The organism is Paenibacillus brevis (assembly GCF_018919145.1).
Lineage (GTDB): Bacteria > Bacillota > Bacilli > Paenibacillales > Paenibacillaceae > Fontibacillus > Fontibacillus brevis.
Window position 1 is genome coordinate 23,499 of the sequence record NZ_JAHLQJ010000031.1, and the last position, 13,164, is coordinate 36,662.

Annotated in this window: 11 protein-coding genes and 1 other RNA gene; 11 read left to right on the forward strand and 1 reads right to left on the reverse strand. The window is 50.3% G+C overall.

Annotated elements, in window-relative coordinates; all coding sequences use genetic code 11:
• Positions 1–87 precede the first annotated feature (87 nt).
• From glyQ to rnpB, 9 genes are all read left to right on the forward strand, one after another.
• Positions 88–975 carry a glycine--tRNA ligase subunit alpha gene (gene glyQ / locus KQJ23_RS22425; protein WP_044479321.1) on the forward strand — a complete coding sequence of 296 codons (888 nt, stop codon included), beginning with the start codon at positions 88–90 and terminating at the stop codon, positions 973–975.
• Positions 968–3,046, forward strand: coding sequence for a glycine--tRNA ligase subunit beta (gene glyS / locus KQJ23_RS22430; RefSeq protein ID WP_216481132.1), 2,079 nt, complete (start codon positions 968–970; stop codon positions 3,044–3,046). Before glyQ ends, glyS begins: the two co-directional genes overlap by 8 nt.
• Before the next feature lie 30 nt (positions 3,047–3,076).
• Complete coding sequence (locus tag KQJ23_RS22435) at positions 3,077–3,538, forward strand: YaiI/YqxD family protein (RefSeq protein ID WP_216481133.1); 462 nt, start codon at positions 3,077–3,079, stop codon at positions 3,536–3,538.
• Between the two features lie 45 nt (positions 3,539–3,583).
• Complete coding sequence (gene dnaG, locus KQJ23_RS22440) at positions 3,584–5,407, forward strand: DNA primase (protein ID WP_216481134.1); 1,824 nt, start codon at positions 3,584–3,586, stop codon at positions 5,405–5,407.
• A 42-nt stretch (positions 5,408–5,449) separates the two neighbouring features.
• Positions 5,450–6,577, forward strand: a complete 1,128-nt coding sequence (gene rpoD, locus KQJ23_RS22445; RefSeq protein WP_216481135.1) for an RNA polymerase sigma factor RpoD — start codon at positions 5,450–5,452, stop codon at positions 6,575–6,577.
• 267 nt (positions 6,578–6,844) lie between these two features.
• Complete coding sequence (locus tag KQJ23_RS22450) at positions 6,845–7,675, forward strand: hypothetical protein (RefSeq protein ID WP_216481136.1); 831 nt, start codon at positions 6,845–6,847, stop codon at positions 7,673–7,675.
• On the forward strand, positions 7,672–8,433 hold the full coding sequence (locus KQJ23_RS22455) for a tRNA (adenine(22)-N(1))-methyltransferase (protein ID WP_216481137.1): 762 nt from the start codon (positions 7,672–7,674) through the stop codon (positions 8,431–8,433). The genes KQJ23_RS22450 and KQJ23_RS22455 overlap by 4 nt, the downstream gene beginning before the upstream one ends.
• Positions 8,409–9,524, forward strand: a complete 1,116-nt coding sequence (locus tag KQJ23_RS22460) for a Nif3-like dinuclear metal center hexameric protein (protein ID WP_216481138.1) — start codon at positions 8,409–8,411, stop codon at positions 9,522–9,524. The genes KQJ23_RS22455 and KQJ23_RS22460 overlap by 25 nt, the downstream gene beginning before the upstream one ends.
• Positions 9,525–9,600: 76 nt before the next feature.
• Positions 9,601–10,008: RNase P RNA component class A (gene rnpB, locus KQJ23_RS22465), an RNA gene on the forward strand.
• A gap of 95 nt (positions 10,009–10,103) precedes the next feature.
• Here rnpB and KQJ23_RS22470 read toward each other — a convergent pair.
• Entirely contained in the window at positions 10,104–12,011 is a 1,908-nt protein-coding gene (locus KQJ23_RS22470) for a S8 family peptidase (protein WP_216481139.1), read from the reverse strand.
• A gap of 164 nt (positions 12,012–12,175) precedes the next feature.
• Between KQJ23_RS22470 and KQJ23_RS22475 the strand changes: the two genes are divergently transcribed.
• Both KQJ23_RS22475 and KQJ23_RS22480 read left to right on the forward strand, forming a co-directional pair.
• Entirely contained in the window at positions 12,176–12,400 is a 225-nt protein-coding gene (locus KQJ23_RS22475; RefSeq protein WP_216481140.1) for a DUF1540 domain-containing protein, read from the forward strand.
• Between the two features lie 46 nt (positions 12,401–12,446).
• Complete coding sequence (locus tag KQJ23_RS22480; RefSeq protein WP_216481141.1) at positions 12,447–12,857, forward strand: DUF5353 domain-containing protein; 411 nt, start codon at positions 12,447–12,449, stop codon at positions 12,855–12,857.
• Positions 12,858–13,164 lie beyond the last annotated feature (307 nt).

Consider the following 13,164-nt stretch of genomic DNA (forward strand, 5'->3'; position numbering starts at 1 on the left):
ACGTGGGCGGCGAGAGCTTTTTTTGCGCCTCACCACCCCGAATGTTGCAGACTCTCATTTATTCAGCAAACAAGGAGATGAGGTTCAATGAATTTTCAACAAATGATTTTGACCTTGCAGCAGTTCTGGGCCGAGCAAAATTGCATCGTCGTCCAGCCGTATGATGTGGAGAAGGGTGCTGGGACGCTGAATCCAATGACATTCCTGCGCTCCATCGGGCCGGAACCGTGGAATGTGGCTTATGTGGAGCCTTCCCGCCGTCCGGCAGACGGACGGTACGGTGAGAACCCGAACCGATTGTATCAGCATCATCAGTTCCAGGTTATTCTGAAGCCTTCGCCGGACAACATTCAGGAAATCTATCTGGAGAGCTTGAAACGTCTTGGCATTAATCCGCTGGAGCATGATATCCGGTTCGTCGAAGATAACTGGGAGCATCCGGGACTTGGCGCTTGGGGACTCGGCTGGGAAGTATGGCTGGATGGCATGGAGATTACACAGTTTACTTATTTCCAACAAGTCGGCGGAATCGAGACGAATCCGGTAGCCGTGGAAATTACCTATGGCATGGAGCGGCTGGCTTCTTACATCCAGGACAAGGAGAATGTATTCCATTTGGAGTGGGTGGATGGAACAAGCTATGGCGATGTATTCCATCAAGCTGAGTTTGAGCATTCCAAATACACATTTGAGCTTTCCGATGTAAAGATGCTATTTACGTTGTTTAATATGTATGAGCAAGAAGCGGCGAAAGCAATGGCCGAGCACTTGGTATATCCGGCATATGATTATGTGCTGAAATGCTCCCACACCTTCAATCTGCTTGATGCTCGGGGGGCTATCAGTGTGACTGAGCGCACCGGTTATATTACAAGAGTCCGGAACCTTGCACGTCAAGTAGCGGCTACGTACCTGGAGGAGCGCGAAAAGCTTGGATTCCCGATGCTGAACAAAGGAGGCGAGATCCATGGCTAAGGATTTATTGTTTGAGATTGGACTCGAAGAAATGCCCGCGCGCTTTATCCGTGCGGCTGTGGAGCAATTGAAGGAACGCACAAGCAAGTGGCTGGGAGATTCGGTCATTTCCTATGACAGCATCGAAAGCTATGCTACTCCGCGCCGTCTTGCGGTATTGGTAAAGGGCGTGGCTGAGAAGCAGGAGGACGTTCATGAAGAACTGAAGGGTCCTTCCCGTAAAATCGCACTGGATGAGAGCGGCAACTGGAGCAAGGCTGCCCTTGGATTTGCCCGCAGCCAGGGCGTGGACCCGGATCAATTCACCTTCCGCGAATTGTCGGGAACCGAATACATTTATGTCAGCAAGAGCCGTGAGGGTGTTGAGACGAAGTCCTTGCTGTCTGAAGGCTTATTAGGTATACTGCATGCCATGAATTTCCCTAAAAATATGCGTTGGGGCAGCTATGACTTCAAGTTTGTGCGTCCGATCCGCTGGATGGTTGCTTTGTTCGGAAGCGAGATTATTGATCTGGAGATTGCAGGAGTCAAATCCGGAAATGTCACTCGCGGGCATCGTTTCCTTGGTCAGGATACACTCATTACATCTCCTGGAGAATATGTGGAGGCACTTCGCGCTCAGCATGTTATTGCTGATATTCAAGAGCGGGAAGCCATGATTACCTCGCAGATTGAAGACCTTGCCAAAGAGCAAAGCTGGAATATTGCTGTAAAAGAAGATTTGCTGGAGGAAGTTCTGTTCCTGGTAGAAACACCGACAGTCCTGTTCGGGAAGTTCGAGGCATCGTTCCTGAATATTCCGCAGGAGGTGCTGATCACCTCCATGCGCGAGCATCAGCGCTACTTCCCGGTATTGAATGCAGAGGGAGCGCTGCTGCCCTTCTTCGTTACCGTCCGCAACGGAGACAACCGTTCCCTCGACCTTATCGCCCGCGGGAATGAGAAGGTTCTTCGCGCACGGCTGTCTGATGCGAAATTCTTCTATGAAGAGGATCAGAAGCTGGCGATCAAGGATGCCTTGTCCAAGCTGGAGAGCATTGTATTCCATGAGGAGCTGGGCACGGTAGGAGACAAGGTGCGCAGAATCCGCCGCAACAGCGAGAAGCTGACCGCATTGGTCGGCGCTGACAGCGGCACTGCAGAAGCCGTAAGCCGTACGGCTGAAATCTGCAAGTTCGACCTGGTTACTCAAATGGTCTATGAGTTCCCGGAACTTCAAGGAGTGATGGGGGAAGACTACGCCCGCAAAGCCGGGGAGTCTGATGCTGTTGCCAAGGCGATCTTTGAGCATTATCAACCTCGCTTTGCCGGAGATGATGTTCCGGCTTCGCAAGTCGGATCCATTGTCAGCATTGCCGATAAGCTGGACACGATTGCAGGCTGCTTCTCCATCGGGATTATCCCGACAGGCTCACAGGATCCTTACGGATTGCGCCGTCAAGCTGCAGGAATTGTCCAGATTATTCTGGAGCATCAGTTGGAGGTACAGTTATCACAGCTGTTCGAGCTTGCGATTGAAACTCATGCCCATTTCCATGAGCTGAAGCGGAGCAAGGAAGAAATGCTGAAGGATTTGATGGAATTCTTCGGGTTGCGCGTAAGAAAGACCCTGTCCGACCACTGCCGCTATGATGTGGTGGATGCCGTTATGGGGGCAGGCTATGATGACGTGGTCTCAGTCGTATCCCGGGGCAACGGATTGATGGAAGCTGTTGAACGTCCGGAGTTCAAGACCGTTTGTGAAGCCTTTGGACGTGTAAGCAATCTTGCCTCTAAGGCTTCGGCTGTGAAGGTACGCTCTGATCTGCTCCATGATCCTGCGGAAGCCAAGCTTTATCAGACGTTGACGGAGATCACACCTGAGTTCCGCCGCAAGCTTGAGGGTAAAGATGCTTCTGGAGCGTTGGCTTCACTTTCTTCCTTGCAGGAAGCGATTAATACTTTCTTTGATGCCGTTATGGTTATGACCGAGGACGAGCAAATCCGGACAAATCGTCTGGCGTTGCTCTCGGCTATTGACCAGGAATTGAAGCAATTTGCCGACTTTAGCAAGCTTGTTTGGGCATATTAAGCAAACGACTAAATGAAAGGGGGTCCCCGTATGTCTTCGAGAATTGTTGTTGACGGGGACTCTTGTCCTGTCAAATCCGAGATTATCGAGATTGCCGGCCAGTTCGGCATTTCCGTACTGATGGTGTCTTCCTTCGACCATGTTCTGAAGGAGGCATCAGGTGTAGAAGTCGTGCAGGTTGACCGCAGTCAGCAAAGCGCCGATCTTTATATCGTCAATCATATCCGGCGCGGCGATGTTGTGGTTACCCAGGATTACGGTCTGGCCGCGCTTGTACTAGCCAAGGCTTGCCAGGCGCTATCTCCCCGGGGCGATGTATTTCACCCGGGGAATATTGATTACTTGCTGGAACGAAGGCATGCGCAGGCCAAGGCAAGACGGTCGGGCAAGCATTCCAGGGGGCCGCGTCCCTTTTCCGAAGAAGATCGGCAGCACTTTCGATCGAGCCTGATAAATCTTTTGCGGGATTTGCAGGAGAATGTACAAATTTAGCGAATTATAATTAAATGTGTTTTTATGAAAGATGAAGGTGGTTAGATGAATACGGGGCGAGGCATTCCTGAGGAAGTCATCGAGGCCGTCCTGCGGCAGCATGATATTGTCGATACGGTCAGCAAGCACGTTCATTTAACAAAGCAAGGCAAGTATATGAAGGGGCTTTGTCCGTTTCACTCGGAGAAGACGCCTTCATTTACTGTTACGCCTGACAGGCAGATCTTTCACTGCTACGGGTGCGGAAAGGGCGGTAATGCGATTAAATTCCGGATGGAGCTCGAAGGGCTGACATTCCCGGAAGCCGTGCGGCTGATGGCCGACGAAGCTCATATTCCGTATGATGCGGGAACGGGCGGTTCAACCGGAAATTCTCCGCGAAATCTGGAGCTGGAGCAGCAACTGCAAGCGCACGAATGGACGGCGAAGCTGTATCATTTCCTGCTGAAGAATACGGAGCATGGAAAGCCTGCAATGGACTATTTAAAATCAAGAGGATTCAGCGAAAAGGCAATTGACACTTTCCAAATCGGCTACGCGCCTGCACGGTGGGATACGCTTGTTCAATTTTTAGAGAAGCGTTCTTTTAATCTTGATGTCATGGAGAAGGGTGGACTTTTATCATCCAAACAGGACGGCAGCGGCTACGTAGATCGATTCCGTGATCGTGTCATGTTTCCGCTTCATAATCGAAGCGGCAAAGTGATTGCTTTTGCAGGACGGGTTTTGGGAGAGGGTCAGCCGAAATACCTGAACTCATCCGAGAGCAAGCTGTTCAGTAAGAGCCGGACTTTATACAATCTTCATATGGCCAAGGGCGAGATACGAAAATCACGTCAATTTGTATTATTTGAAGGCTATGGTGATGTAATCAGCGCTTGGGAAGCTGGGGTGCATAACGGAGTAGCGACGATGGGCACGGCGCTGACCGAGAGTCACGCCGCAATGATGCGGGGATTGGCCGATGAGGTCATTGTCTGCTATGACGGAGATCAAGCCGGACAGGCTGCTGCGCTGAAGAGCATACCGATTTTGGAGGACGCCGGATTTCAGGTAAGAATTGCAGTGTTGAGCGAAGGGCTCGATCCGGACGACTTTATCCAGAAATACGGAGCAGAGCGGTTTCATCGTCAAATTTTGGATGGAGCTGTTTCATCTGTAAAATTCAAGCTTATATATTTGAGAAAAAACCATATACTGCTAGAAGAAGACGGAAAGGTTGCCTACATCAAAGATGCGCTGGAAGTAATTGCTCCCTTATCGTCACCAACCGAACGAGAGATCTACTTAAAGGAATTGTCAGCTGAGCTGCAAGTTTCCTTCGAAAGCCTGAAGCAGGAATGCAATGAGAAGCGCCAATCCATGCAAAAAAACAACTACGCAGGGGATAATAAGGCCAAAAGGTGGAATAATGGTAGGCATAAAACGGGGCAGGCCTCCATGCCGGAGCTGTTGCCTGCTTATCATGTTGCCGAACGCCGGCTTCTTGCATTTATGCTCCAGGATGATGAGGTAGCCCGTTATGTGGGAGACTCGCTTGGAGACCAATTTAACATCGAAGATCATGCAGCCATTGCTGCTTATCTATACGCATACTACGCACAAGGCAAACCGCCGGATGCAAGCCGCTTTATTGCTTCGTTACAGGATGATCGGCTTGAGCAATCCGTCATTGGAATCGCCATGATGGAGCTTCCTGCAGAATGGAGCACCCAGGAACTTGACGACTGTATCCGGGAAGTCAAGAAGGTGCCTCAGATGAAGCAAATCAGACGAAAGAAAGAAGAAATGGTATCGGCTGAAAAAGCCGGGGATTTTTTGCGTGCAGCACAAATAGCCAGTGAGATTATTGCCCTAGAGAGACAATAGACGTTGAACCGTGGTGAGTTTCTAGGGAGGAGGGAGCCAGAAATGACGAATGAACAACATACTGAACTAGAAACCGAATTGACACTGGAACAGGTCAAAGATCGTCTGATTGAGCAGGGCAAGAAGAGATCTTCTTTGACCTATAAAGAAATCATGGAGAAGCTTTCGCCATTTGAACAGGATCCTGAACAGATGGACGAGTTCTATGAGCAATTAGCTGATCTTGGCATTGATATTACAGGTGACAGTGATGAAGAGCTTACGACTCGCCGCAATGATGATGAACATGGAGAGCATGAGGAATTCGGCTTCGACGATGATCTAACACTTCCTCCCGGTATCAAAATTAATGATCCGGTCCGTATGTATTTAAAGGAAATCGGAAGAGTTCCCTTATTATCCGGTGATGACGAGATGGAGCTTGCCAAGCGGATCGAGAATGGCGACGAAGAAGCGAAGCGCCGTCTGGCCGAAGCGAATTTGCGGCTGGTTGTAAGTATCGCCAAGCGATATGTAGGTCGCGGCATGCTGTTCCTAGATCTGATTCAGGAAGGCAATATGGGCCTGATCAAAGCGGTCGAGAAATTTGACCACAAGAAAGGCTTCAAATTCAGTACTTATGCTACTTGGTGGATTCGCCAGGCGATTACCCGCGCGATTGCCGACCAGGCAAGAACGATTCGGATTCCTGTGCATATGGTGGAGACCATTAATAAGCTGATTCGAGTCTCCCGTCAATTGCTTCAAGAGCTGGGGCGTGAGCCTGCACCTGAGGAAATCGCCGCCGAGATGGAATTAAGCGTTGAAAAAGTACGGGAAATCATGAAAATTGCCCAAGAGCCGGTCTCGCTGGAGACGCCGATTGGTGAAGAAGATGATTCCCATCTGGGTGACTTCATCGAAGACCAGGAGGCGCTGGCCCCTGCCGATGCAGCGGCGTATGAGCTACTCAAGGAACAGCTCGAAGATGTTCTGGATACGCTGACTGAGCGTGAAGAGAACGTGCTTCGACTGCGCTTCGGACTGGACGATGGACGCACCAGAACGCTGGAAGAAGTCGGCAAAGTGTTTGGCGTTACCCGTGAGCGTATCCGCCAAATCGAGGCGAAGGCCCTTCGAAAGCTGCGCCATCCGAGCCGGAGCAAACGGCTGAAGGACTTCCTAGAATAGTCCAAGGCTCCCGACCTTCTGCTGATGAGAGCAGCAAGGTCTTTTTTTTGATGAAAGAGGTAGTTGAAAAAGTCATTTTTTGATCACGAAGCGTTCCAAGGGGTTGATTCGGCGTCGAATCTTGCGTTCACTCTCGAAGTCCGGTACTCATGTAGGCCTTTGCCTACACTCCGTTTCTTCTTCGGGTTATCGCAACCTTCTCGGTGCTGAAAAGCTGACTTTTTGAACACGCACTAAAAGGGACTCTCCCAGAAGGAAGGTTATCATGTGAATCCGGATAAAAGAGATGTTATTCTCCGAGAAATCGCTCATTGGCGGCGAAGTCGGTTGCTGCCTGAGCAGTATTGCGACTTTCTAGAGAATTTGTATCGGGATCATGACGAGTCGCCAGCTGCTGCCCGTCCGATGCTGTCGTTGAGCTCGTTCAGTCAAGGCAGTTGGAAGGCCTGGTTACTTTCTTTTGGAATTATTTCCTTCTTTTTCTTTATTTCTTTTTATTTTAGCCTTTTTGCCTGGCCATTGCAAATCGGAATTACGTTATTGGTCCCGGCTATCTGTTACGTCATCTCTGGATTTTATCGTGAGCGAAGAGACTTGTTCTCGTTGGTTATGGCCGGTGCGGGGAGCTTCATCCTGCTTGGCCTCGGAAGCTGGATTCTCCTCCTTCAAGGGTGGAGCAGCGGTCTCGCCTTCATGACCTTGATTGCGGGCTGTGGCCTGGTCTGGCTAAGTGCAGGAACTGTACTAAAGATCGGAATTCTGATGTATTGCGGTTTTGCGGCCTTCATACTCGTCTACGCTTTTATGTTTGATTATTTGCATCCTGAGTATTCATGGATCTGGTTACAGGTCGTCTGGCTTCCGATCAGCATCATTGTTTTCTGGGTGGTATGGCTTGTTCATCAGCGCTCGGTTATGGTGTCTAGAGTGCTCTTCGCCCTGTCTGTGACTCTGTGGTTCATGCCGGAGGCAGACTATTTCCTGCTCCGGCAGCAGCCGGTTCAAGGAATGGAGCTAATTCTTTTATTAAAGATTGTACTGGCCCTGGGCATTTTGTTTGGATTACGAAAAAAATGGGTGGTGTGGATTTCTTCATGAAATTATCAGCAAGATTGATACAGATTGCGGAGCGGTTGCCAAAGGGCTGCAAGTTGGCTGATATTGGCTCGGACCATGCGCTTCTTCCGGTGTATGCCGTGAAGAATGGACTTGCCTTAAGTGCTGTTGCCGGTGAGGTGAATGAGGGACCGCTGAAGGCGGCACAGCAGCAGGTAGCTCAAGCGGGCTTGACTTCTTCCATTGCAGTGCGAAAAGGAGACGGGTTAGCGGTTGTCGGTCCTGGAGAGGTGGACACAATTACGATTGCAGGCATGGGCGGGGCGTTAATTGCTTCTATCCTTGAAGCCGGTCAGGAGAAGCTTGCAGGGGTCCACACCCTTGTGCTTCAGCCGAATGTAGGCGAAGATTTGGTTCGGCGTTGGCTGCTTCGTCATGAATGGGCATTAACCGAAGAGAGCATTCTGGAGGAGGACGGCAAAATTTATGAAATTCTGACGGCAAGACGTCTTCCTGACAGTACAGGATTTAATGCACAGCTGTATGCACCCCGAGCACTGCCTGGCAGTGAAATGAAGCTAACGGAAGAGCTGTTGCTATTGCTCGGTCCCTGGTTGATTAAAGAACCGGATGCAGTCTGGTTTGAAAAATGGCATGGAGAAATCAAACAGCTGGAGCGGATTCGCAGCTCTGTGTCCTCCTCCTCTCATGAAGCCTCGAGGGTCAAGGAGCAGGAGCTGGCAGAACTGGCCCGGCAGTTGACGGAGGTAATGGAATGCTTGCAAAAGGACAAACAGTAATTCAGTATATGGAACAATTGGCTCCCAAGCATGTTGCCATGGAGGGCGACAAAATCGGTCTCCAGCTTGGCAGCCTGCAGAAGGATATCAAGTGTGTACTGACCGCATTGGATGTGAATGAAGCAGTAGTAGACGAGGCAATCAAGCTGGGTGCTGATTTGATTGTAGCGCACCATGCGATCATTTTCCGTCCCCTTGCTCAGTTGCAAACCGATACGCCGATGGGGAAGGTGTACGAGAAGCTGATCAAGCATGATATTGCCGTCTATATCGCTCATACAAATCTTGATGTTACGGACGGAGGAATGAATGACTGGATGGCTGAGGCGCTGGGAATCGAGTCTGGCGAAGCTCTGGAGGATATTCATACGGACAGGTTGCATAAGCTGGTCGTGTTCGTTCCGAAGGACCATCATCGTCAGGTGCTGGAGGCTATCCTGAATGCGGGAGCCGGAGCAATCGGGCAATACAGCCACTGCAGCTTCAATATGGAAGGTCAGGGAACCTTTGTTCCCGGTGCGGCGACAGATCCTTATATCGGCACCCCAGGCAAGCTGGAGACCGTAGAGGAGATGAGAATCGAGACGATCGTTCCCGAGAGCCTGCAAAAAAGAGTGATTCAAGCCATGCTTAAAAGCCATCCCTATGAAGAAGTGGCTTATGACCTCTATCCAATGGATCTGAAGGGAAGAACCTTTGGACTCGGACGTGTGGGTAAACTAAGTGAACCGGTCACTCTTGGTGAATTTGTGGAGCGGGTCAAGGAGAAGCTGGACGTGCCTTTTGTACGTGTTGTCGGTGACCTGAATCGCCCGCTCCGCAAAGCGGCAGTAGTCGGAGGATCTGGAGGAAAGTATTGGAAGGCCTCGATGTTCCGGGGGGCAGACGTGCTGGTGACGGGAGATATTGATTACCATACGGCACAGGATGCCCAGATGGCGGGTATCGCTTTGATCGATCCAGGTCATAATGCCGAAAAGATTATGAAAGCCAAGGTGTCGGAATGGCTTGAGCTGAAGCTGAGGGAAGGTAAATACGAGACAAAGGTATATGCTTCCGGCGTAGATACGGAGCCCTTCCGATTTATTTGATCATTACGACTTCTTCCTGTAGTTTCATACTTGCGATCTCAGGAAGATGCCTGTATACTAACATGTGTTGCTATTGAAAGTTTGTCAGACAATCGCCGGCGGCCTTGTTGCCGCGGGAGGAAAGTCCGGGCTCCATAGGGCAGGGTGCTGGATAACGTCCAGTCGGCGCGAGCCGAAGGATAGTGCCACAGAAATGGACCGCCGATGGCCGCAAGCAATTGCGGATCAGGCAAGGATGGAACCGAGGTGTAAGAGACCCCGAGGAACGCTGGTGACTTCGTTCCTGGTAAACCCCATCTGGAGCAAGACCTAATGGGACGCAGCTTCCTTCGTGAAGCAGCCTTTGCCCGAGGCGCGTCCGGGTTGGTCGCTGGAGCTGCCCAGTAATGTGCGGCCTAGATAGATGATTGTCACTCCTAGCGGGAGGGTTGTTCCCGTGATTACCGCCAAGAGTACAGAACCCGGCTTACGGCAAACTTTCTTCACTGCAACCACCTAAACTATTAAAGAAACTTGTGAAATGAGGCTATTCCCCAGAGATCATGAATCTGACGGGATAGCCTCTTTTTCTTATGCAGATTATTTGTGTTTGTCCAGAATCCGGTTAACCTTGCGCTGAACAGCCTGCGGCCAGAGCTGAAGCGCCGAATCCCCTGCCCCTGCAGCAGACAGGGCGGCATAGACATCGATCTGTCCATAGCCATAATCCTTGTCACGTCCTGACGGACCGAGATCAATTACATTGCTGCGGATCAAATCCATCACCTCGGTATTTCGCAGATCCGGATTGACGGAGCGAATCAGAGCAGCCAATGCGGTGACATGCGGACAGGCCATGGAAGTGCCGGACAAAGCGGCATACTGGTTGTCCGGGTACGTGCTGGCAATGCTCTCGCCCGGAGCCATGACGTCAACATAATCTCCGTAATTGGAGAACGAGGCGCGCTGGAGCTGATAGTCTGTAGCCGATACGGCCAACACCTCCGGATAAGCCGCCGGGTAACCGGGCCGCTCGGTATTGTCATTTCCGGTAGCGGCGATCAGGACTACGTCCCGGCCATAGGCATACTTGACTGCTTCATGCAGGAATTCGGCATCCGCATAATTTCCCAGACTGAGATTGATCACCTTGGCTCCATGGTCGGTTGCCCAGATAATGCCCTCAGCCACAGAGTAGGTCGTTCCGGCTCCGGTATTGTCGAGCGCTTTTACAGGTAAAATCTTGCCTCCCCACATCATGCCGGCAATGCCCTCATTGTTATTGACATTCGCTGCGATAATTCCGGCAACATGAGTTCCGTGGCCAACATCATCATAGGGCTCCTCCTCCTGCTCGATGGCGTTATAGCCTTCCAGCAAGCGCCCGTTCAAATCGGGATGCTTCAGGTCCACCCCGGTATCCACCACGGCAACAATGACATCATCGCTTCCCTTGGACAGTTTCCAGGCTCGATTAGTCTCTATAACCGGAAGATTCCATTGATATTCAGAGAATAATAAATCATTCGGAATTACCGGAGATTCATCGGTTAGATTCATAGCCGTATTGTCATTTGTCATGTACAAGTAATGGGGCTCCACATAGCTCGGTTTCCATTTTGTCTGAAAATAATGTTTCAACTGCTTCATATTCATCGTTTCAGAACGAAAGATATAGGTATTTGCAATCCGCTTTGGTTGACTGCACTTCAATTCTTGGGTCATTTTATTCAGCTCTTGTGTCGAGGGCGGCTCCGCAAAGGTCACAACGATTTCATTTTCGTAATAGTGGCTTGCTTTTTCGTTGTCATGGCCTGTCTTGACGGTGATATCCTTGAGGGTGTCGGCGTGTACGGACTCCACCTTGTAGTTCCCCTCTTTAGGATAAGGAATCAGCCGCAGATTCTTATCTTGATGCTCTTCCACCCGTTTCAGGATACCCATATCCATAACGGCAATCGCGCCGGACTGCCCTTGGCCGGATGGCTCCGCAACGACATAATACTTGGGTTGATCCTGAGGGAATGAAGGTGATTCGTAGGATTGCTTCCGCTGGATTGCCTTTCGGGCATACTGGAGATAACCTCGCAACTGCTTCTGCTCCTTTTGCTCAAGCTTATAGGCGGCGGCCTTTGTTTCCCGCTCCTGACCGTCCTTTACCCATATGATCGACAAAAATTGACCGTGATCCTTTTGCAGCTCTTGGGCATAGGCTGGGGATTCGCCGTTCTTCCTGACGGCTGCATATTGTTCGGCTAACAGCCGTACATGGCGCTTTGCATCCAGACGCGCCAAGCGCTCGGTAGCTGTCATGTCACGCTGCTTCATCATTTGTTTCAGCTTCTGTTCCTGTTGATTCCCAATCTTCTTGGGCTCGGTGGCTGATGCAGTTTTGGGTTGTGAAGCGTTGTTCGAATGTGCATTCTGCTGTGGATCAGGTACAAGTGCATACAAGGCAATGACTCCGGCGGCTAACAGCCCTATCAGAGCCCAGCTTTTCCGCTTCATTAGGTAGACCTCCTCATAACTAGTCTGAATAGGCTTAGAATGAGGAAAATCAGATGATTTTATTCTGGGATGCCGAAAGGCATCTTTTTTGCATTCATTTAACAGCAGCCGCTTCGCATACCAAACCGGCGGGACGGAAAAAATGTAGCTTGAGGTGATTATAAATGGCTAAAGAAGATAAGCCGATTGTAAAATGCAGCGTCTCCAATTGTACGTACTGGGGTGAGAAAAACCTATGCCAAGCGGACATGATCATGATCGACATTGACAGTCATGCCTCTCGGGACTACAACACGGAATTTGCAGGGGAATCATTCGATTCGGAGCATCAGGATATTGCCGAATCCTCATCAGCAACTTGCTGTCACACCTTTAAGCCCAAATCGTAAATGCAAAAGGCAATATGCATGATCCATTCTACAGGAGGTGCCAGTTATGACTAACTTAGATCCGAATGGTCATTCCGGAAAGTTTGATGATTCGAACAGTCCGGATAATTCATTAAAAAGCCGTACTGATTATCCAAGAAGGGCCCCTGAGGAGCACAACGAGGAATATGCAGCTGAATTTGCTCCGACCCGTGCGGCCTTTACGGAGAGCGAACGGCAGGACATCAGCTCGGATAATGGAATTAAGAGGAGAGAAGCTGGGAAAACGGTCGGCTATATCGGCGTCGGTCTAGGCATTGCATCCTTGTTCATGTGGTCCATAATTTTAGGTCCCATTGCAGCCGTATTGGGATTCTATGCGTATAGCCAAGGCCGGAAGGCTTCAGGCGCATGGGCCGCGGGACTGGGCATTGTAGCGACGCTCAGTTATTTCGTACTCATTCCGTTTACTCGGTAAACTCCATATTCGATCTGCAAAAGGGCTGTCCCAACAGACTTGATCTGGCGGGCGGCCCTGTTTGTGTTAGGCGGCGCTGCAACAAGCATTCCGACTACGGCATTTAAGCAGGAAAGTGCGTAACAGCGGAATATAGTTAAAACATTAGATGGCGAGTTGGATGGGCAACGTATGAGGTATGCTTACGATCGCTGTTGTTCGCGGATTTCTTCAGTTGAACTAAGTTCTGACAAGGAGGAAATTCGCTCACAAAGGCGAACGCTGACGCTTCTACAGCACACCTCATACTTATGCCCTGATTACTTCG